The organism is Streptomyces sp. NPDC091271 (assembly GCF_044757505.1).
GTDB lineage: Bacteria > Actinomycetota > Actinomycetes > Streptomycetales > Streptomycetaceae > Streptomyces.
On the sequence record NZ_JBIVVD010000005.1, the window covers coordinates 155,274 to 176,325 of the forward strand.

Annotated in this window: 19 protein-coding genes; 9 read left to right on the plus strand and 10 right to left on the minus strand. The window is 70.8% G+C overall.

Translation table 11 applies throughout. The annotated features are described in order from the left end of the window. Positions 1-58 precede the first annotated feature (58 nt). Both ACIQM3_RS21875 and ACIQM3_RS21880 read left to right on the plus strand, forming a co-directional pair. A complete protein-coding gene (locus ACIQM3_RS21875) occupies positions 59-1,042 on the plus strand; it encodes a heme A synthase (protein ID WP_401627430.1) in 984 nt (327 codons plus the stop codon). Positions 1,043-1,088: 46 nt separating this feature from the next. Next, the gene (locus tag ACIQM3_RS21880; protein ID WP_401626760.1) at positions 1,089-1,676 is read left to right on the plus strand and encodes a hypothetical protein; all 588 of its coding nucleotides are present in this window, start codon (positions 1,089-1,091) and stop codon (positions 1,674-1,676) included. On the opposite strand, the gene ACIQM3_RS21885 is transcribed toward ACIQM3_RS21880, so the two are convergent. Both ACIQM3_RS21885 and ACIQM3_RS21890 read right to left on the minus strand, forming a co-directional pair. Next, a complete protein-coding gene (locus ACIQM3_RS21885) occupies positions 1,673-2,041 on the minus strand; it encodes a hypothetical protein (RefSeq protein WP_401626761.1) in 369 nt (122 codons plus the stop codon). The two genes, ACIQM3_RS21880 and ACIQM3_RS21885, sit on opposite strands and share 4 nt — an antisense overlap. 95 nt (positions 2,042-2,136) lie before the next feature. Beyond that, positions 2,137-3,090: a heme o synthase gene (locus ACIQM3_RS21890; RefSeq protein ID WP_401626763.1), complete on the minus strand. Its 954-nt coding sequence runs from the start codon at positions 3,088-3,090 to the stop codon at positions 2,137-2,139. 285 nt (positions 3,091-3,375) lie between these two features. Here ACIQM3_RS21890 and tkt point away from each other — a divergent pair, with 285 nt between their 5' ends. Genes tkt through pgl form a run of 5 tightly spaced genes read left to right on the plus strand, consistent with a single transcriptional unit; the run spans position 3,376 to position 9,961 of the window. Beyond that, positions 3,376-5,463: a transketolase gene (gene tkt / locus ACIQM3_RS21895; protein ID WP_401626764.1), complete on the plus strand. Its 2,088-nt coding sequence runs from the start codon at positions 3,376-3,378 to the stop codon at positions 5,461-5,463. Between the two features lie 34 nt (positions 5,464-5,497). Continuing rightward, complete coding sequence (tal, locus tag ACIQM3_RS21900) at positions 5,498-6,616, plus strand: transaldolase (protein ID WP_401626766.1); 1,119 nt, start codon at positions 5,498-5,500, stop codon at positions 6,614-6,616. A gap of 5 nt (positions 6,617-6,621) precedes the next feature. Next, positions 6,622-8,154, plus strand: coding sequence for a glucose-6-phosphate dehydrogenase (zwf, locus tag ACIQM3_RS21905; protein ID WP_401626768.1), 1,533 nt, complete (start codon positions 6,622-6,624; stop codon positions 8,152-8,154). Next, complete coding sequence (gene opcA, locus ACIQM3_RS21910) at positions 8,151-9,182, plus strand: glucose-6-phosphate dehydrogenase assembly protein OpcA (RefSeq protein ID WP_401626770.1); 1,032 nt, start codon at positions 8,151-8,153, stop codon at positions 9,180-9,182. Before zwf ends, opcA begins: the two co-directional genes overlap by 4 nt. Then, entirely contained in the window at positions 9,179-9,961 is a 783-nt protein-coding gene (pgl, locus tag ACIQM3_RS21915; RefSeq protein WP_401626771.1) for a 6-phosphogluconolactonase, read from the plus strand. Before opcA ends, pgl begins: the two co-directional genes overlap by 4 nt. 81 nt (positions 9,962-10,042) lie before the next feature. On the opposite strand, the gene ACIQM3_RS21920 is transcribed toward pgl, so the two are convergent. After that, positions 10,043-11,083 (minus strand): esterase/lipase family protein, encoded by a 1,041-nt coding sequence (locus ACIQM3_RS21920; RefSeq protein WP_401626773.1) that lies wholly within the window; start codon positions 11,081-11,083, stop codon positions 10,043-10,045. 217 nt (positions 11,084-11,300) lie between these two features. On the opposite strand from ACIQM3_RS21920, the gene ACIQM3_RS21925 reads away from it, so the two are divergent. After that, entirely contained in the window at positions 11,301-13,025 is a 1,725-nt protein-coding gene (locus ACIQM3_RS21925) for an alpha/beta fold hydrolase (RefSeq protein ID WP_401626775.1), read from the plus strand. A 10-nt stretch (positions 13,026-13,035) separates the two neighbouring features. Here ACIQM3_RS21925 and ACIQM3_RS21930 read toward each other — a convergent pair whose 3' ends face one another. Further along, positions 13,036-14,289, minus strand: a complete 1,254-nt coding sequence (locus ACIQM3_RS21930) for a beta-ketoacyl-[acyl-carrier-protein] synthase family protein (protein WP_401626777.1) — start codon at positions 14,287-14,289, stop codon at positions 13,036-13,038. Then, on the minus strand, positions 14,270-14,467 hold the full coding sequence (locus ACIQM3_RS21935) for a hypothetical protein (protein WP_401626779.1): 198 nt from the start codon (positions 14,465-14,467) through the stop codon (positions 14,270-14,272). Before ACIQM3_RS21935 ends, ACIQM3_RS21930 begins: the two co-directional genes overlap by 20 nt. A 517-nt stretch (positions 14,468-14,984) precedes the next feature. Between ACIQM3_RS21935 and ACIQM3_RS21940 the strand changes: the two genes are divergently transcribed. Then, positions 14,985-15,509 carry a helix-turn-helix domain-containing protein gene (locus ACIQM3_RS21940; RefSeq protein ID WP_401626781.1) on the plus strand — a complete coding sequence of 175 codons (525 nt, stop codon included), beginning with the start codon at positions 14,985-14,987 and terminating at the stop codon, positions 15,507-15,509. Between the two features lie 63 nt (positions 15,510-15,572). Here the strand turns inward: ACIQM3_RS21940 and ACIQM3_RS21945 are convergent, their stop codons facing one another. The 5 genes from ACIQM3_RS21945 to ACIQM3_RS21965 form a co-directional block, all read right to left on the minus strand. Next, a complete protein-coding gene (locus ACIQM3_RS21945; protein WP_401626782.1) occupies positions 15,573-16,322 on the minus strand; it encodes a LuxR C-terminal-related transcriptional regulator in 750 nt (249 codons plus the stop codon). A 51-nt stretch (positions 16,323-16,373) separates the two neighbouring features. Then, positions 16,374-17,807, minus strand: coding sequence for an MFS transporter (locus ACIQM3_RS21950; protein ID WP_401626784.1), 1,434 nt, complete (start codon positions 17,805-17,807; stop codon positions 16,374-16,376). Between the two features lie 99 nt (positions 17,808-17,906). After that, positions 17,907-18,836, minus strand: coding sequence for a ThiF family adenylyltransferase (locus ACIQM3_RS21955; protein WP_401626786.1), 930 nt, complete (start codon positions 18,834-18,836; stop codon positions 17,907-17,909). Then, entirely contained in the window at positions 18,833-19,828 is a 996-nt protein-coding gene (locus ACIQM3_RS21960) for a hypothetical protein (protein WP_401626787.1), read from the minus strand. The genes ACIQM3_RS21955 and ACIQM3_RS21960 overlap by 4 nt, the downstream gene beginning before the upstream one ends. Further along, on the minus strand, positions 19,825-21,051 hold the full coding sequence (locus ACIQM3_RS21965; protein WP_401626788.1) for an acyl-CoA dehydrogenase family protein: 1,227 nt from the start codon (positions 21,049-21,051) through the stop codon (positions 19,825-19,827). Before ACIQM3_RS21965 ends, ACIQM3_RS21960 begins: the two co-directional genes overlap by 4 nt. Between the last annotated feature and the right edge of the window lies 1 nt (position 21,052).

Genomic DNA, 21,052 nt, shown 5'->3' on the forward strand with positions numbered 1-21,052 from the left:
CCGGGCCCATCCGGTAATGCCCACCCCTCGTGAAAACATGCACAAGCCGTTCCCTACGATAGGGCGCGTGGAAACCCCCATCTCCTACATCGCCAAGCGCTGGACACCGTCGGTGAAGACGGCCAAGCGCGCCGCACTCTCCGCGGTGGTGATGAGCGTCTTCATCATCATCACCGGTGGCGCGGTCCGGCTGACCGGTTCCGGCCTGGGCTGCGACACCTGGCCCAAGTGCACGGACGACAGCCTCTTCGCGACGCCCGAGCAGGGCCTGCACGGCGCCATCGAGTTCGGCAACCGGATGCTCACCTACGTCCTGTCGGCCGCGGTCGGCTGGGCGATCATCGCGGCGCGCTCGCTGAAGCCCCGCCGGCGCGGTCTCACCCGCCTGGCGTGGTCGCAGTTCTGGCTGGTGATGGGGAACGCCGTGATCGGAGGGATCACCGTCTGGGCGGGTCTCAACCCGTGGTCGGTGGCCGGGCACTTCCTGCTCGCCAACTGCCTGCTCACGGTGGCCGTGATCACCTGGGTGCGGATCGGTGAGGGCGACGGCGCCCGGCGTCCGCGCGCCCCGCGCCCGGTGCGGCAGCTGTCCTGGGCCATCGTCGCCACCACGGTCGTCCTGATCGTGCTCGGCACCACCGTGACCGGCTCCGGCAAGCACGCCGGTGACAGCAGCGACGTGCCGCGCATGCCGTGGGACTGGAGCGCGGCCGCGCACATCCACGCCATCGCCGCCTGGATCGTCTGCGCGCTGGCCCTCGCGATGTGGTTCGCCCTGCGCGTCGTCGACGCCCCCACGGACACCCGGGCACGCGCCCGGGACCTGCTGATCGTGCTGGTGGCCCAGGGCGGCATCGGATACGTCCAGTACTTCAACGACGTGCCCGAGCTCCTGGTCGGCCTCCACATGTTCGGCTCGGCCCTGCTGTGGATCGCCGTGCTCCGCCTGCTGCTGTCGCTGCGCGAGCGCCCGGTGGCCGACGCCGGCATTCCCGCGCCGGCGGCTGCCGGAGAGCTGCCGGAGCACGCCGCCGCGCGCTGAGCAAGAACGCCTCCCCGGCACGGTTCGCCCGGCTTTCGGCCATAGTGTGTCCGCCCTCTGGACCGGCGCCGCCCTGCCCTCCACCCTGGTCCCGGTCGCCGACCGCGCGTCCGTCCGGGTGGAGGGTGGGGCAATGGGCTCGTGCTCCGGGGAACACCGCATGGCCTGTTTCTACGAGAAGAGCTGGGACGTGGCGGCCTTCAAGGACCGCGCCCAGCCTCTGCGCCGCGACGCGCTCCCCGCGGTACCGACCGGCGCGCCGCTGCTGATACCCGTGGCGGCGGTGCTGCTGCTGGTGGCCGACTTCTCCTGGAAGCTGGCCGGCGTCGAACTCCTGCTCGTCCCCGTCCTGGTGATCCTGGCCCGCCGACGGATACGCGGAAGGCTCCAGGCCCGTGAGAAGGCGGCGGGCTTCGCCGAGCGCGCGTACCCGCGTGGCCGGTCGGGGGCGGACATCCGGCACTGTTCCGGCTGCTCACTGGTCCTCGTACGGGAGAAGGACACCGACTCCCCGGACGACTACTCCTCCCCCACCGACGCGGACGGCTGGGAGGCCTGGGCCCGCGGCCGGGGGGCGCGGTTCGGGCCGCCCCCTCGGCCTGCCGAGGGGCCGGCCGAACCCGGGAAGCCCTAGCTCCTGTCGTTCGACGGACCGCCCACCTGGATGCCCGCCATGCGGGACCACTCGTACGGGCCGGTGCGCACCTTGGCCGCGAACTCGCCGTCGAAGTCCTCGTGGACCGTGATGCCCGCCTTCAGCGTGGCGCTCTCGGCGACGGCGTAGGAGGGCGCGACCAGGTCGCCCCAGCCGCCGTCCTCGCCGACCAGCACGATGCGGGTGCCCATCTGGCCGAGGTAGGCGAGCTGCCCCTCGGCGCCGCCGTGCGCCTTGGCGAAGGCGCCGATCTGCTTGGCGAGCTTCGCAGCCCTGCGCTCCGCGCGGGCCGCGTGCTTGCTGTCGTCCGTCTGCCGGTTCTGAGGCTCTGCCGTCTCTGCCATGGACAGGATGCTACCGACGGGTAGATCAACTGGCGACGGGCGGGGGACGTGGCATCGGCCACGTCCCCCGCCCGTCGGCGGGTCTTCGGAGCGGGCTACCTCAGGAAGGGGTCAACCGCGACGGCCACGAAGAGGAGCGAGACATAGGTGATGGACCAGTGGAACAGCCGCATCTCCTTGAGCTTGGCGCCCGTCACCCCGGACTTCGCCCGGTTCTGCAGGCCGTGCGCCTCCCACAGCCAGAAACCACCGGTCAGCAGGGCCACAGCCGTGTAGAACCAGCCGGTGTAGCCCAGCGGGGTGAGCAGCAGCGAGACCCCGACCATGACCCAGCTGTAGACGACGATCTGGCGGGCCACCACCCGGTTGGAGGCGACGACCGGGAGCATCGGGACGCCGACCCGGGCGTAGTCCTCCTTCACCTTCATCGACAGCGGCCAGTAGTGCGGCGGCGTCCAGAAGAAGATGACGGCGAAAAGGATCACCGCGGCCCAGGACATCGAATCGGTCACGGCGGACCAGCCGATGAGCACGGGCATGCAGCCGGCGATTCCGCCCCAGACGATGTTCTGCGAGGTACGGCGCTTCAGCAGCATCGTGTAGACGACGACATAGAACAGAAGTGCGCCGAGTGAGAGGGCTGCGGACAGCCAGTTGACGAGCAGCCCGAACCAGACCGTGGAAATCACCGCTAGGGCGATTCCGAAGGCGAGGCACTCACGGGGGCTCACCATGCCCGTGACCAGCGGGCGCTGGGACGTACGGTCCATCAGCGCGTCGATGTCGCGGTCGATATACATGTTGAGCGCATTGGCACCGCCCGCGGAGAGATATCCGCCGATGGTGGTGGTAACTACGAGCCAAAGATCGGGCACGCCCTGAGCGGCGAGGAACATCACCGGAACGGTGGTGATCAACAGCAGCTCGATGATGCGCGGCTTGGTAAGAGCCACGAATGCCTTGATGCGGGCCCCGAACGGGCGATGGCCCCTTGGGCTCGGAGTCAAGGCGACCCCTGCGGGTCGGGACTCGACGGCCGTCACGCACACCCCTGACAGAGAAATCCCAGCAAGCTCCGGGCGTGAAGGCCCAGTAAAGACTTGCGCGAACCAGACCACTGTAGACGTTGGGTATACGCCGCTCTTCGCGGGGGTGGGGTCGTGTTGGGGTGGCGCAGAAGTGAACGGAGGCGCTCATACGGGAGGCGAACTCCGCAGGTCGCCCGCACTGTGGAAAGGGCAGAAGTGCGGCCTTCCGACGGGGGTAGGCTCGACAATGCCCGGTGCGGTAACCAGTCACCGGTTTACAACAGTGGAGAGGAGCCCTGACTCAGGGTGAGCACCAAGCCGACCACCACAGACCTCCAGTGGACCGAATTGGACCAGCGGGCCGTGGACACCGTCCGCGTCCTCGCCGCGGACGCCGTACAGAAGGTCGGAAACGGCCACCCGGGTACGGCGATGAGCCTCGCTCCTGCCGCGTACACCCTCTTCCAGAAGGTGATGCGTCACGACCCGGCGGACGCGGACTGGACCGGACGCGACCGGTTCGTGCTGTCCGCGGGCCACTCCAGCCTGACGCTGTACATCCAGCTCTACCTCGCCGGATACGGCCTGGAGCTGGACGACCTCAAGGCTTTCCGCACCTGGGGCTCCAAGACGCCGGGCCACCCGGAGTACGGGCACACCACCGGTGTCGAGACGACGACCGGCCCGCTGGGCCAGGGTGTCGCCAACGCCGTGGGCATGGCGATGGCCTCCCGCTACGAGCGCGGTCTCTTCGACCCGCAGGCGGCCCCCGGTACCTCCCCGTTCGACCACACCATCTGGGTCATCGCCGGTGACGGCTGCCTCCAGGAGGGCATCTCGGCCGAGGCGTCCTCGCTGGCCGGCCACCAGAAGCTCGGCAACCTGGTGCTGCTGTGGGACGACAACCACATCTCCATCGAGGGCGACACGGAGACCGCGGTCTCCGAGGACACCCTGAAGCGCTACGAGTCCTACGGCTGGCACGTCCAGCGCGTGGACCAGTCGCCCAGCGGCGACCTGGACCCCGAGGGTCTGTACCGCGCCCTGCAGGCCGCCAAGGCCGAGACGGAGCGCCCCTCCTTCATCGCGGCCCGCTCGATCATCGCGTGGCCCGCCCCGAACGCCCAGAACACCGAGGCCGCGCACGGCTCGGCGCTCGGCGACGACGAGATCGCGGCCACGAAGCGGGTGCTCGGCTTCGACCCGGAGAAGACCTTCGAGGTCTCCGACGAGGTCATCGCGCACACCCGTGAGGCGCTGGACCGCGGCCGCGAGGCCAAGGCCGAGTGGGAGAAGTCCTTCGCCGCCTGGCGCACCGCCAACCCGGAGCGCGCCGCCGACTTCGACCGGATCGACGCCGGTGAGCTGCCCGCGGGCTGGGAGGAGCACCTCCCGGTCTTCGAGGCCGGCCACGGAGTCGCCACGCGTGCCGCCTCCGGCAAGGTCCTCCAGGCGCTCGGCGGTGTCATCCCCGAGCTGTGGGGCGGCTCCGCCGACCTCGCCGGCTCGAACAACACCACGATCGACAAGACGTCGTCGTTCCTCCCGGCCGGCAACCCGCTGCCCGAGGCCGACCCGTACGGCCGGACGATCCACTTCGGCATCCGCGAGCACTCCATGGCCGCGGCCATGAACGGCATCGCGCTGCACGGCAACACCCGCATCTACGGCGGCACCTTCCTGGTGTTCTCCGACTACATGCGCAACGCCGTCCGTCTCTCCGCGCTGATGCACCTGCCGGTGACGTACGTGTGGACGCACGACTCGATCGGCCTCGGCGAGGACGGCCCGACCCACCAGCCGGTCGAGCACATCGCCTCGCTGCGCGCGATCCCGGGCCTGAACGTCGTCCGCCCGGCCGACGCCAACGAGACGGCCATCGCCTGGCGCGAGATCCTCAAGCGCGGCAAGAAGGACTTCGGGAAGAGCGCCCCGCACGGTCTGGCACTGTCCCGCCAGGGCCTGCCCACCTACGCGGCCAACGAAAACGCCGCCAAGGGCGGCTACGTGCTCTTCGACGCCGAGGGCGGCGAGGCCCAGGCCGTTCTGATCGCCACGGGTTCCGAGGTCCAGCTGGCCGTCGAGGCCCGCGACGAGCTCCAGGCTGCCGGTGTGCCGACCCGTGTGGTCTCGATGCCGTGTGTCGAGTGGTTCGAGGAGCAGGACCAGGCGTACAAGGACAGCGTGCTGCCGCCGTCCGTGAAGGCCAGGGTCGCCGTCGAGGCGGGAATCGGCCTCACCTGGTACCGGTACGTGGGCGACGCCGGCCGGATCGTCTCGCTGGAGCACTTCGGTGCGTCGGCGGACGCCAAGGTCCTCTTCCGCGAGTTCGGCTTCACCGCCGCGCACGTGGCGGAAGCCGCCCGGGAATCTCTCGCCACCGCCGCGCGCTGACGCGGACATACGACTAGTAGGAGATGCAATTCTCATGACAGACGCACTCAAGCGCCTCTCCGACGAGGGCGTGGCGATCTGGCTGGACGACCTGTCGCGCAAGCGGATCACGTCCGGCAACCTCGCCGAGCTGATCGACCAGAGCCACGTCGTGGGTGTCACGACCAACCCGTCGATCTTCCAGAAGGCGATCTCCCAGGGCGACGGTTACGACCAGCAGCTCACCGACCTCGCCGCCCGCAAGGTGACGGTCGAGGAGGCGATCCGCATGATCACGACCGCGGACGTCCGTGACGCCGCCGACATCCTGCGTCCGGTCTTCGACGCGACGGACGGCCAGGACGGCCGGGTCTCCATCGAGGTCGACCCGCGCCTGGCCCACAACACCCTGGCCACGGTCGCCGAGGCCAAGCAGCTGGCCTGGCTGGTGGACCGGCCGAACACGCTCATCAAGATCCCGGCGACCAAGGCGGGCCTGCCGGCGATCACGGAGACCATCGGGCGGGGCATCAGCGTCAACGTGACCCTGATCTTCTCGCTGGAGCGCTACCGCGAGGTCATGGACGCCTACCTGGCGGGCCTGGAGAAGGCGAAGGCCGCCGGCCTGGACCTCTCCAAGATCCACTCGGTCGCCTCCTTCTTCGTGTCCCGCGTGGACACCGAGATCGACAAGCGGCTGGACGCGGTGGGCAGCGACGAGGCGAAGGCCGCGAAGGGCAAGTCCGCCCTCGCCAACGCCCGTCTGGCCTACGAGGCGTACGAGCAGGTCTTCGCGGGCGACCGCTGGGCCGCCCTCGACAAGGCGCACGCCAACAAGCAGCGTCCGCTGTGGGCCTCCACCGGTGTCAAGGACCCGTCCCTCAAGGACACCCTGTACGTCGACGACCTCGTCGCGCCGAACACGGTGAACACCATGCCGGAGGCGACGCTGGAGGCCGTGGCCGACCACGGTGACATCACCGGCAACACCGTCGCCGGTGGCTACGACCAGGCGCGCGCCGACCTCGACGCGATCAAGAAGCTCGGGGTCAGCTACGACGACGTCGTCCAGCTGCTCGAGGACGAGGGCGTCGACAAGTTCGAGGCCGCCTGGAACGATCTGCTCAAGTCGACCGAGGCCGAGCTCAAGCGCCTCGCTCCTTCGGAGGGCTGACCACCTTGTCTGGTGTTCCCGGAGCCAACCCGCTCCGTGACGCTCAGGACCGACGGCTCCCGCGTATCGCGGGGCCGTCGGGCCTGGTGATCTTTGGCGTCACGGGCGATTTGTCCCGTAAAAAGCTGATGCCCGCTGTCTACGACCTGGCCAATCGCGGCCTGCTGCCACCGGGCTTCTCGCTCATCGGCTTCGCACGCCGCGACTGGGAGGACGAAGACTTCGCCCAGGTCGTCCATGACGCCGTGAAAGAGCATTCCCGAACCCCGTTCCGCGAAGAGGTCTGGCAGCAGCTCAGCCAGGGCATGCGCTTCGTCCAGGGCAACTTCGACGACGACGAGGCCTTCGAGACCCTCAGGGCGACGATCGAGGAGCTCGACAAGGCGCAGGGTACGGGCGGCAACTTCGCCTTCTACCTCTCCGTGCCGCCGAAGTTCTTCCCCAAGGTCGTCCAGCAGCTCAAGAAGCACGGGCTGGCCGACCAGAAGGAAGGCAGCTGGCGGCGGGCGGTCATCGAGAAGCCGTTCGGTCACGACCTGGAGAGCGCGCAGGAGCTGAACCAGCTCGTGCACGACGTCTTCCCGCCGAACGAGGTCTTCCGTATCGACCACTACCTCGGCAAGGAGACGGTCCAGAACATCCTGGCGCTGCGTTTCGCCAACACGATGTGGGAGCCGATCTGGAACAGGTCGTACGTCGACCACGTCCAGATCACGATGGCCGAGGACATCGGCATCGGCGGCCGGGCCGGTTACTACGACGGCATCGGCGCTGCCCGTGACGTCATCCAGAACCACCTGCTCCAGCTGCTGGCGCTGACGGCGATGGAGGAGCCCGGCTCCTTCCACCCCAAGGCCCTGGTCGCCGAGAAGCTGAAGGTGCTCACGGCGGTGGAGCTGCCCGAGGACCTCGGCAAGCACACGGTGCGCGGGCAGTACACGCACGCGTGGCAGGGCGGCCAGGAGGTGCCCGGCTACCTCGAGGAAGACGGCATCGACCCCAAGTCGAAGACCGACACCTTCGCCGCGATCAAGCTGACGATCAACAACCGCCGCTGGGCGGGCGTCCCGTTCTATCTCCGTACCGGCAAGCGCCTCGGCCGCCGGGTCACCGAGATCGCGGTCGTCTTCAAGCGCGCCCCGTACCTCCCCTTCGAGTCCGGTGCCACGGAGGAGCTCGGCGGCAACGCCCTGGTCATCCGCGTGCAGCCCGACGAGGGGGTCACGGTCCGGTTCGGATCCAAGGTGCCCGGCACCTCCATGGAGGTACGGGACGTCACGATGGACTTCGCCTACGGCGAGTCCTTCACGGAGTCCAGCCCGGAGGCGTACGAGCGGCTCATCCTCGATGTCCTGCTCGGCGACGCCAACCTCTTCCCGCGGCACCAGGAGGTCGAGCTCTCCTGGAACATCCTCGACCCGATCGAGGAGTACTGGGACAAGCACGGCAAGCCCGCCCAGTACGCGGCCGGCACGTGGGGTCCGGCCGAGGCCGACGACATGCTCGCACGCGACGGACGGAGCTGGCGCCGGCCATGAAGATCGATCTCACGGAAACCACGTCCAGCAAGATCAACCAGGCCCTCATCTCGGCCCGCCGGTCAATCGGCTCCCCCGCCGTCGGCATGGTCCTCACCCTCGTCATCGTCACGGACGAGGAGAACGCCTACGACTCGCTCAAGGCGGCGAGCGACTCCTCGCGCGAGCACCCCTCGCGGATCATCGTGGTGATCAAGCGGGTCAGCCGTTCGCCGCGTGCCCGCCGCGACGCCCGGCTCGACGCCGAGATCCGGGTCGGCTCCGACGCCGGCTCGGGGGAGACCGTCGTCCTGCGTCTGCACGGTGAGCTGGCCAACCACGCCCAGTCCGTCGTCCTGCCGCTGCTGCTGCCGGATGCTCCGGTGGTGGCGTGGTGGCCCGAGGACGCTCCGGCGGACCCGGCCAAGGACCCGCTGGGCGCGCTCGCCCAGCGCCGTATCACCGACACGTACTCCGCCGAGCACCCGCTCGACGAGCTGTCGGTGCGCGCGGCGACGTACCGGCCCGGGGACACCGACCTGGCCTGGACGCGCATCACGCCGTGGCGCTCGATGCTGGCGGCGGCGCTCGATCAGCAGCCGGCGAAGGTCGTCTCGGCGACGGTCGAGGGCGAGTCCGACAACCCGAGCTGCGAACTGCTGGCCATGTGGCTCGCGGACCGTCTCGGGGTGCCGGTGGAGCGCACCCTCTCCGGTGGCCCCGGTCTGACGGCCGTGCGGCTGGAGACAAAGAACGGCGTGATCGTCCTGGACCGTCCCGACGGTTCGCTGGCGACGCTCTGCATGGCCGGGCAGCCGGACCGTGCGGTCGCGCTGAAGCGGCGGGAGACCGCCGAGCTCCTCGCGGAGGAGCTGCGCCGTCTGGACCCGGACAACATCTACGAGGCCACGGTGAAGTTCGGCGTGGAGCGCCTCGGCGGGCCCACGGAGCCGTCGTCCGTCGGTGCGGGGCAGAAGCGGCCGGAGCCTGCGGGTTCCGCCGCCCCTGCCGCGAAGAAGGCGGCGGCCAAGAAGGCGGCGTCGAAGTGAGTGCTCCGCAGCTCGTCGTGCACCGCGACAAGGAGCTGATGGCCCAGGCCGCGGCGGCCAGGCTGATCACGAAGATCGTGGACGCCCAGGCCGCTCGCGGTTCCGCCTCGGTGGTCCTCACCGGCGGGCGCAACGGCAACGGCCTGCTGGCCGCGCTCGCCGGCTCACCGGCCCGGGACGCCGTCGACTGGTCGCGGCTCGATCTGTGGTGGGGCGACGAGCGGTTCCTCCCGGAGGGCGATCCCGAGCGCAATGTCACGCAGGCCCGTGAGGCCCTGCTGGACAAGGTGGAGCTGGACCCCTCCCGGGTCCACGCGATGCCCGCTTCCGACGGGCCGTACGGCGGCGACGCCGACTCCGCGGCCGCGGGGTACGCGGCGGAACTCGCCGCCGCGGCGGGCCCGGAGGACCACGGCCCCGTGCCGGCGTTCGACGTGCTGATGCTGGGCGTCGGGCCGGACACGCATGTCGCGTCGCTCTTCCCGGAGCTGCCCGCGGTGCGGGAGACCGAGCGCACCGTCGTCGGTGTGCACGGCGCTCCCAAGCCGCCGCCCACCCGCGTCTCGCTCACGCTGCCCGCCATCCGGGCGGCGCGTGAGGTGTGGCTCCTGGCCGCGGGCGAGGACAAGGCGGAGGCGGCCGAGATCGTGCTGTCCGGGGCCGGGGAGATCCAGGCACCGGCGGCGGGGGCCTACGGCCGCAGCCGCACGCTGTGGCTGCTGGACGCGGCGGCGGCCTCGAAGCTGCCGCGCGCGCTGTATCCGCCCGCGTCGGCATAGGCGAGCAGTACCGAGGCCCGGCCCCGCTCCTCCTGAGGAGCGGGGCCGGGCCGCTTCGCGCCGCCCCTCGGCGACGGCAGCTCAGGGGGAGGCGGCCGGGTTCGGGCCGCAGTCGGGGCGTCGTGCCGTCGCGGGGTCGAGGGCGTTGCTCACCAGGCGCAGGACCACGGGGTCGTAAGGGCTGCCCATGTGCCCCGTGCGGGCCCGCGGGCAGACGTCCTGGACGGTGATGTTGGTGACCTGGCCGGCGGAGGGACCGGGGCGGAGGTACTGGCGCTCGTACGGGGTGACGATCCTGTCCCACCGCGTGACGAGCGTGGTGTAGTGCACGCCGCGCACGGTGTCGCCGCCCGCGTCGAGCCGGCGGTTGACGGCCGATCCGATCGTCTGGTCGGCCAGTGCCTGCCCGCCGAATTCGGCGACCGGGGCGAGGATGCGCAGCCGCTGGGCGAGGGTGGCGAGCCCGGACACGGTGCTGCCGTGGTTGGCCGGGGAGATGCCGATCAAGTGGTGCACCTTGTTGCGGGCGGGATGGCCCGGGTCTGTGCCGCCGGCGAATTTCAGGTAGTAGCGCGGCAGGATTCCGCCGCCCTGGGAGTGGCCCACCATGTCGACCTGGCGGGCTCCCGTCCGGTCGAGGACCCGGTCGACGAAGCGGGCGACCTCCACCGCGGAGTCGGGGATGGCGGCTCTGCCCTTGGCGACGTCCCCCCGCGGCGCACCGAAGTTGCCGGCGAAGACGCAGTAGCCCTCCGCCCTGAGCCGGGGCGAGAGTGCGCTCCAGTTGCTGAAGGCGTTCTCGTACGTGCCGTGGACGAGGACGACCGGCCTGGGGTGCCGGGCGGCCGGTTCGCAGTTCCAGTCGTTGGCACGCGGCGGCGGGGCGTCGGGGTGGTCGACGGAGGCGAGGAACGCCCGCTTCCAGCGCGGGTGTCCGGTGTCCGGAACGCCTGCGGAGCCGGCGGTGAGCGGGGAGCGGCTGTCCGGAGCTGACGCGACGACGAGGGCGAACAGGAGGCCGAGGGCCGTCAGCACCGCCGACCGGCGGAACACGCGGCCGTTCCGGGGCCTTCGGCCGGTGGGGAGGTCGGGGTCGGTGGTGCGGAGATACGGGACCTGCATGGAGGTGCCTCCCGGCTGGGTTCTCAGGGTCTGTTCATGGGCGTGGGTTGACGGGGGGTCCGCCGGCCTGGCCGGTGCGCTTTCGGGTGACGCCACGCCAGGCGTTGTTCACGGAGAGTGAGATCGCCGGTACGGTGGGAGGTGTCGTGGGCGGGCCGGTGTGCCCGCTCCGCCCCCCGACGCCACGTCACCTCGTGCCCGGCCGCTAGGAGATGGCATGCCCGCGAACTCTGTTGTCCTCGGTGCCGGTGGCTTCATCGGCCGCTCCCTGGTGGCGGAGCTCCTGCGCCGCGGCCAGGAGGTCGCCGCGGCCGTGCACAGCGGCGGTGACCGGCTGACCCGGTGGCTCGCGGACCAGCGGGTGGACACCGGTCGGCTCACCGTCGTCCACGCCGACATCACCCGGCCCGGACTCGGCCTGCCCGAGCAGGACTTGGGCGAGGTGCGCGACATGTACAACACGGCGGCGCGGTTCGCCTTCGGCATGGACCCGGCCGAAGCCAGGGCGGTCAACGTGGACGGCGCCGTCCATGTGATCGAGTGGGCCTCGGCCCGCCCGCACCTGCGCCGGGTGGTGCACATCAGCGGCTACCGCATGGCCGCGGCCGGCGCCGACTCGCCCGACTACGCGCGTGACGGCGCCTACGAGGCGTCCAAGCGTGAGGGCGACACCGCGACGCGGGCCCGGGCTCGTGAACTGGGCGTCCCGCTGACGGTCGCCAATCCCAGCACGGTGATCGGTCAGGGGCAGTACGTCGGCCTGGCAGACCTGGTCGGGGAGCTCTGGCGGGGCCGCCTCGCCGCACTGCCCGGCGGCCCGGACATCTTCCTTCCGGTCGTCACGCTCGACTACTTCGTCCAGTTCCTGGCCTCCCTTCCCGAGCATCAGGAGAGCGCGGACAACACCTACTGGCTGCTGGACGACGCCACACCCCGACTGCCCGAGCTCGTCGCACTGCTCGCCGAGCACATGGGGGTGCGGGCGCCGCACCGGTCCGTTCCCCTCGGTCTCCTGAAGCGGCTGCCCCGCGCACTCACCAGGGCGGACCCCGAGACCCTGTCGTTCCTCTCCACCGACCGCTACGACACGTCGTCCGCACGGAAGTTCGCGGAGTCCTGCGGCCTCGAGATGCCGCCGGTGCACGATGCCCTGCGCGGGTGGACGGACGACCTGGTCGCCGCCCGCTTCGGCCGGGTCCGGGCACCGCGCGGCCCGTACGGCTTCCAGCAGGTCGGCACGGACCGGACCTGGGTGACGGGCGACCGGGAGGAGCCGGGTTATGTCTTCCTGCACGGGCTCCCGGTCGATGCCGACTCCTGGGCGCCCGTGGCCGACCGGGTGGACGCCTCCACCCTGGCGGCCGACCTGCCGGGCTTCGGGCGGTCCGCACCCGCCAGGCAGTCGCACGACAACTGGCTGAGCGCCCTTCTCGCACCGGTCCGGGGCCGGCCGGTCCTGGTCGCGCACTCCTACTCCTGCGGGCCGGCCCTGCGTTACGCACTGCGGCACCCCGAGCGCGTGGGCGCGCTGGTCCTCGTCTCCCCGGCCTTCCTCCAGCCCGCCTCCTCGTGGCTGATGCGCTCACCTCTCGCCGTACCCGTCCTGCGCGGGATGTCCGCCGAGCGGCTGGCCGGATCGCTGGGGCTGCCGCACGACGGTTACCTCGAGGGGCCGGTGGCGGACCTGCGCCGGTCGGGGGCGGCGGTCCGGGTGGTGGCCGCCCTGCGTTCGGCGTACGGACAGCGCGGTGCGCTCCGGAGCGCCCTGCACCGTGTCACGGTGCCGGTGGAACTCGTCGTCGGAGCGCAGGACCCGCTGGAGGAGCCGAGCGTCCTGCCGGTCACCGAGATCGCGTCGGCCGGCCACTACCCCCAGCTCACCCATCCTGATGACGTCGCCCGTCACCTCGTCCCGGTGAGGGAGCGGGCAGCGGCCCGCTAGCGGCCGGTATTCAGCCACGGGTGAAGGCCAGCACCACGTTGTGCCCGCCGAAGCCGAAGGACGTCGACAGGGCCGCGCCGGCGTCGGCCTTGCGTGGTACGCCGGTCACCAGGTCGAGGCCGATGCCGTCCCCGATCTCCTCCAGGTTGCGCACCGGCGGCACCAGCGACTCCTTGAGCGCGAGCACGGTGAGGATCGCCTCCACCGCGCCCGAGGCGCCCAGCAGATGGCCCGTGGCGGACTTCGGGGCCGTGACCACCGGGTGATCGCCCACCGCGGCCGTCAGGGCCCGGGACTCGGCGATATCGCCCTGGGGTGTGCCTGTCGCGTGTGCGTTGACGTGGCCGATGTCGCCGCCGGTCAGTCCCGCGTCGCGCAACGCCTCATCGATCGCCCGCGCCTGGCCCGCCGCGTCGGGCAGCGTGATGTCGTGGGCGTCGGACGTGACACCTGCCCCCGCCAGCGCCGCGTGGACGCGCGCGCCCCGCGCACGTGCGAAGTCGCCCCGTTCCAGCACGACCATTCCCGCGCCCTCGGACATCACGAAGCCGTCCCGCCTCCGGTCGAACGGCCGGGACGCCCGGTCGGGTGCGTCGTTGCGCAGCGACAGGGCGCGCATCTGCGCGAACGCGCCGAGTGAGAGCGGATGGATACAGGCGTCCGTGCCCCCGGCCACCACCACATCGGCGCGGCCGGCTCGGATCAGCAGGGCGCCCACCGCGATCGCCTCGGCGCCCGAGGCGCACGCACTGGTCGGGGCATGGGTACCGGCACGCGCTCCGAGCAGCAGGCTGACCACGGCCGAAGGGCCGTTGGGCATCAGCCGCGGGACGGTGTACGGGGATACGGCACGCTGCCCGCGCTCCCCCATGCGGTCGTGCTGGTCCAGTATGGTCAGCGCGCCGCCGATCCCGGTGCCCACCACGACGGCCAGCCGTTCGGGTTCGACCTCCGGCGGCCCCGCGTCGGACCACGCCTCCCTGGCCGCGACCAGGGCCGCCGCCTGGCTCCGGTCCAGCCGGCGGCGCTGCACCCGGTCCACCTCGGCGTACGGATCCTGGAGCATGGTGCCGGCGATGTGGACCGGCAGCCGCGTGACCCAGGGAGCGATGATCGGGGAGATCCCGGACCGGCCCGCCAGCAGCCCGTCCCAGGTGCCCGCGACGTCGGCGCCGAGCGGGGTGGTGGCTCCCATACCGGTCACCAGCACGTCGTTCCCGACCCGGTCGCGGGACCGCTCGGTTTCACCGACCGTACGCCGCACGGCCGACCCCCTTGCCGGAGCCGCCGGCCGACCACGCACACGCGCTCAGCCCGGCCGCGGTGAGCCTCACCACGGCGAGCATCAGATCGCGGGTACCGGCCACCTGGGCCGGGTTGTCGTGGGAGTCCGGCCGCCCGGACTCCTCCCCGCCGCGAAATGCATTCGTTTCCACGGTCACACACATACCATCTCCCCATTCCTTTGCACCGCGTGTGGCTTGAAAATGCCGTAGCCGCCGGACGGGCGCACGGAATGCCACAGAGACACGGCCGAGTTAGCGGCTACGGATTCATCTCCCGCAACCGCAACTCAATCTATGCGCCGCCACCTCCTGTGCACCTCGGCTATTGTGTCGAATTATCGCCTCCCCCTTTCAGCGGGTTCTCGTCCGTTAGGGGGGCGCAAGGGGCGCAACCGACAGCACAGGAAGCCGCCCCACCTCCTCTGCACGTACAGTATGCCGAGCTCAGCACCATGATCAAATTCTTTCTGACTTGTCGTACAATGCCTTCGATTATTGCTTATTGCCACAACACTCAGGAATGCTGCATAGTGAAGAAAGAGGCTGCAGAGAACACTTCCAACGCCGACCTCGGACTCCGGTGCACTTCAAAAATAAATCAATGCACAGTAGGGGCCAGGGCAGCTCACGGATGACTTTCCCGTTCTCCTGCAAAATTCGGAAAGGGAGATTCGTGCCGCACACCAAAAGGCCTCAACCGTCCTCGGACGAGGAACAGGTTCACGTAGTTCGCTGGCCCCTCGAAGCGTCGAAGCTGGAGCACTTCCGGCACAAGGGCGCCCTCCGTCTCCTCGTGATCGAGAACGGGGCGACGCCGCCCGTGTCGACGGACGTGCGGGAGGACTGGGTCCGATCACCGATCACCCGGGAGGACTTCGCCGCACGCGTCTCGGCCCTGCGCGCCAGAGCGTTGTCGCACGACGTGCCGGCGCTGGACCACGACGGTCTGCTCAGGTACTGCAGCCGGGTCGTGCCGGTGTCCCCGACGGAGATGTACCTGTTGCGGCCGCTGGTGCAGCGCTTCGGAGGCCTGGTGGGCCGGGACGAGCTGCTCACGCTGCTGAGCACACGGGGCAGCACCGCGAGCCGGAACGCCCTGGACCTGCACGTGATGAGGATCCGGCGCCGCGTCCTGCCGCTGGGGCTGCGGGTCCGCACCGCCAGCCGGCGGGGATATCTGCTGGAGGCGCTGGGCTGACCACGGAGCCCCTGCCGGACGTCGGTCCGGCAGGGGCTCCGTGGTCGTGTGAGGGCGCTGTGCTCAGGCCGCTCCGGTCCGCTGCGGTCCGGAGCAGGCGCAGAGGGCGGGCGCCAGTCCCGTCCGGTGTGCGTAGATCACCGCGTGCACCCGGTTGCGCAGGTGCAGCTTGTCGAGCAGGTTCTGCACATGTGACTTCACCGTGCTCTCGCTCACCACGAGTTCGGCGGACATCTCGGCGTTGCTGAGGCCGCGGGCGAGGAGCTGGAGCACCTCGTGCTCCCGGCGCGTCAGCAGCCCGGCGCGTGCACGGTCCGCGTCCGGCCCCGGCCGGGAGGCGGTCGCGGGCCACGGCTCCCCGGCGCCCGCGCCGTCCCGGAGTCCGGCCGCGGTGTAGACGGCGTATCCCGCCGAGACCATGTGGACGGCGGAGACCAGCTGTTCCGGGGTGGCGCTGCTCAGGACGACGCCCTTGGCACCGGCCCGTAACGCCTCCCGCGTGGTGGAACCGGTGCCCTGGGCGGTCAGGAGGACGGCCGGCATCGTGTCCCCGCACCGTGCGGTCAGTGCGGCGACCATACCGACGACGTCGAGGCCGGGTGACTGTGCGTCGGCGAGCACCACTCCGGGGCTGAGGCGGAGCACCTCGCGCTCGGCGGCCGCGGCGTCGGAGGCCTCCCCGACCACCTCGATGGCCCCGTTCTGGTCGAGAATGGCGCGGATGCCGGTCCTGGTGATGGCTCGGTCGTCGACGAGCAGGACGCGGACGGATGCGGTGATCGGTCTCTCCTCTCCTCTGGAGCGTGGAAACACTCTGCGGTGATCCGGACCTTCGGTCCGGGCCGGCCGACGAAGGGCCGGGCGTCAGGCCTGGGCGCTCTCGGCGCCGGAAATCCTCATGCCGGTGTCCCTCCCGGCGGTCCGTTCCGTTTTCGGGCGCCTCGGTGTCGTGAGGACCGCGACAGCGCCGACGGCGATGAGGCACGCGCCGGTCCACAGGGCGGGGATCATGCCGTCGGTGAACCGGCCCGGCGTGGCGAGGTCACCGTGCGCGGTGAACACGGAGGCGAGCACGGCGACTCCGAGGACACCGCCCAGCTCGCGCAGCGAGTTGACCGCGCCCGAGGCCATCCCCCGGTCCTGGGCGTCGACCGAGCTCATCACCAGGTTCGCGGTCGGGGAGAAGTAGAAGGTCATGCCGAGCCCGCACAGGACCAGGGCCGGTACCAGGGAGACGTAGTCCACGTCCGGTGAGACGCGGGCGGCGATCCAGCCCAGCCCGCAGGCCTGGAAGGTCAGGCCGATCGCCACGATGGAACGGCTGCCGATCCGGTCGGAGAGGAATCCCACGATCGGTGCGACGAAGATCGGCACCGCCGTCCAGGGAAGGATGCGCAGGCCGGCCTCCATCGGGGAGTAGCCGCGCGGGCCTTGGAAGAACTGGGTGAGGAGGAAGACCGACCCGAACATGCCCGCGAACATCAGCAGCCCCGCGGCGTTCATGCCGCTGAAGGTGCGGTGGCGGAACAGCCGCATGGGGAACATGGGCATGTCGGTACGGAGTTCCCAGGCGACGAACGCGGCCACGACCAGGGCGCCCCCGGCCAGCGCGGTCAGGACATGAGGGCTCGTCCAGCCGTCCGTGGGGCCCTGGATGAGGCCGAACACGATGCCGAAGAGACCGGCACCGGCCAGTACGGTCCCGACCAGATCGAGCCGGGAGTTGGGGCCGCGGCTCTCGGCGAGCTTCCACCGGCCGAGAGGCAGCAGGACGAGACCGATGGGTACGTTGATCCAGAAGATCCACTGCCAGGTGAGGTGCTCCACCATCACCCCGCCGACGAGCGGCCCCATCGCGATGGCCAGGCCCTCGACGGCGCTCAGCGCCCCGAGGACGGCGCCGCGGCGCGCGGGCGGAGCGACCGCCGTGAGCAGGGTCAGATTGAGGGGCATCAGCGCGGCGGCGCCGAGGCCCTGCAGGGCGCGGGCCGCGATGAGCTCGCCGATGCCGGGGGCGAGAGCCGCGGCGGCCGACGCGGCGGTGAAGACGCCCAGGCCCACCACGAACATCCGCCGCCGTCCGAACCGGTCCCCCAGCGCCGCACCGGGGAGCATCAGGACGGCGTAGGTGAGTGTGTAGGCGTTGACGGTCCACTCGAGTTGCTGGATGTCGCCGCCGAGGCTCTCGCGGATCGCGGGCAGGGCGGTGATGACGACCAGATTGTCGAGGGAGACCATGGCCACGCCGAGGCCACAGCAGAGGAACGTCCACAGGACGCTCCGCTTGGAGACATGCATGATTGCCTTTTCCTGGAGGGTGTCGCCGCGGCCGGACACCGGCGGCGGCCCCGCGGGAGCCCGCGGGGAACGCCGCCGGTGAAGCGTGCGCGGTCGCGTTCAGCGCGCGCCGGATCGGCGCATGAGGCGGAGCATCGGCGGCACCAGGGCCGCCAGTTCGACCGGCCGTCGCAGGCGGGTGAGCCAGCGCTCGCCGAGCGGCCGGGCCATCTGGTGCACGTCCAGACCGATCTCCTGACGCACCCGCTTCCCGGCGAGGACGCGTACGGCCATGTGGGAGCTCAGCACTCCGAACGCCGCCGCGGTGTAGGCGACTTGGGGGAAGCTGTAGTCCGGACGCAGGTGGTTCGCCCGGATCTCCGCCAGCATCTCGGCCGGCACCCGGCGCAGCGGCACCGCGCGGCGCAGGAGTTCCCAGGTGTCCACGCGCTCGATGTCGGCCAGGGTGATGGCTCCGGCGAAGGGCTCCCGGATGCGCCGGTAGTCGTAGCAGCGCACGTACTGGGTTCCGGCCATGTCCCAGCCGGTGATGAGAGGGAGCTTCCGCTGGACCGCCACGCGGTGCAGGAGGTGCTTCGCGTGCCATCCGTCGGCGGTGGTGACGTCCACCCCGTCGATGACGATCTGACAGGACGCGGTGAGCCGCTGCACGGTCGCCGCGGTCACCCCCTCGGTGAATACGCTCACCCGGGCGTGCGGGTTGATCGACATGATGCGTTCCGCCGCGCCGGCGGCCTTGTTCTGCTCGATGTCGGCAGCGACCGCGCTCTGGCGGTTGAGGTTGTTCAGCTCGAACGTTCCGGGGTCCGCCACCAGGAACCGCTGCGCTCCGAGCCGGGTCAGCGGCTCCACGGCGGCGCCTCCGATCGACCCGCAGCCCGCCACCAGGATCGTGGCGTTGCGCAGCGCCAGCTGCTCGTCGGCGGAGACGACCCCCGCGTTGCGGGTGACGAGCTCCTCGTAGAAGACGCGGTGCGGTCCCGACTCCCCGCTGCCCGCCGGCGGCAGGTCCGTGCTCTTTGGGGTCATGCGGCACCTCCTCGCTGGCGGGGGATCAGGGAGCCGCCCACCGCCTGTCTGCGTCCGGCGAGCCGGGCGACCATCTCGTGGTACGAGGTCAGATCGCTGCTGCCGTCCATGTACGACCGGACGACGTCGCGGTACCAGGGCAGGTCCTGGGGCACCGGGGCGACGAAGGGCTTGGCCAGGACGCCCTGGTGGTAGATCGGCGCCAGCGGGTCCGACGAGGGCAGGCTCGGGGAGGTGTCCTCGACGACATGCAGGTCGAAACCGGCCAGCCGCAGATGGCGCAGGGCCACGTGTTCCTTGGCGTCGCCGAGCACGAGGCGGATCGAGTCGTCGAGCTGGATCATCGCCTCACCCATACCGAGCATGAGGTGCCACGGCACCCGGTCGTGCTGGATCCCGAGTGGCATCGACTGGTCACGCAGGAAGCGCTTGAGCTCGAAGACCTGATGGGTCCCCAGACCCAGGCGCGCGTACTGTCCCAGCAGGTCGATGCCATGGGCGGCCTCGGTCGGGAACAGGGCGCGCCGTGGCGAGTCGAGGGGCAGGCTCACGGGGTCCGCCGAACAGCTCAGCCCGACGTAGCCGCGGATCCTTCCGGTGCGCGAGCAGAGGGTGACCGTGTGGATGCTCTCCATCTGACCCGGTCGGGGCAGCGGTTCGTGGTACGCCGCCGTCCGGTAGACGAGGTCGGCCGAGATCCAGCTCAGCCGCAGGTACTGGGCCAGCCGGAAGCCGAGGATGCCTCTGAGGTACCGGGCGGGGATCTGGCTGTCCCGTGCGGTGAGCGTGATCAGTCCGCTGTGCACGTCCTCCGCGTGGTACAGCGGTGTTCCGGCGATCTCCGCCGGCAGCTGCCGGTAGCTGAGCCGTTCGTGGAGTTCGATGATGTCGGCGACGTAGCGCAGGGCGCGGGAGCCGGCCGGGTCCGCGGAGGTCGGGATGGTGGTGCGGGCGGGCCCGTCACCGCCCGCGAGGGGGGAGGCGGTGTTCATTCGGCGTCGTCCTCGGCGTAGAGGCTCTCGGTGATCGTGAGCGCCAGGACCTCGGGGGTGCCCTCGTAGACGCGGGTGCCGTAGGCGTCGCGGAGCATCTTCTCCACTCCGTACGAGCGCAGGTAGCCTCGCGCGCCGACGAGGGAGAGAGCGGCGTCGGCCACGTCGATGGCGGCCCGGTCGGCGAAGAGCTTGGCGACGGCCGGCTCGTAGGCGGGTGGAGGCAGTTGGGTGTCCACGGTGTTCGCCGCGTGCAGGTACAGCAGGCGGGCGGCGTCCACCTGGGCGCTCATTCCGGCCAGCTTCGCCGCGGTGAACTGGTGCCGGTGCAGAAGTTCACCGCCCTGGACGCGTTCACCGGCCCAGGCGACGGCCTGTTCCAGGGCGCCGCGGGCCACACCGGTGGAGATGCCGGCGACTGCGGCGCGGGCCATGTTGCTCTGGGCCATGTTGATGGGCATGCCCTCGCCCTCCCCGCCGATCATGTTCTCGGCGGGCACCCGGACCTCGTGGAACTCCAACTCGCTTCCCAGGCAGGCCCGGTAGCCCATCTTGTCGGCGACCGGGCCGCGTACGACGCCGGGGAGGTTCAGGGGCACGATGAAGGAGGTGAGCCCGGTGGCTCCGGGGCTGCCCTCCATGTTCGCGAACACGGAGGCGAAGGCGGCGAAGCGGGCGTTGGTGATGAACCGCTTCTTGCCGGTGAGGACGTACTGGTCGCCGTCCCGCCGCGCGGTCATGACGTTGCGTGCGTGCTGTGCGTTGGCCGGGATGATCAGGTCGCACCCGGCGTCCTCCTCCGTCACCGCGTTGCACGCGAGCACCGGCTCGTCGCCGGAGAAGAGCGGGAGGTAGCGCGCCTGGAGGCGGGGGTCGCCGGAGAGCAGGAGCGGGGCCTGGCCGAGCATGGTGGCCCCGAAGACGAGCGCGGTGCCGGGGCACACGGTGGCCACTTCCTCCAGGGCGGTGGCGACTCCCAGCATGCCGAGCCCGAGACCGCCGTAGTCGGTGGGGACGGCGGCCCGGGTCAGACCGATCTCGTGGCCGCGGCGCACCACGTCCCAGTCGAAGTCCTCCGCCGGCGCCTGGTCGAGCTGACCGACCAGGGGCTTCACGGTCTCCTGCGCGAACCGCCGCGCGTCGCCCTTGAGTTGCCGCACATCCGGGGGCAGCACGTCGAAGTTGAGCTCTGGGGAGAGTTCTGCCGGTACGTCGATGGTCATG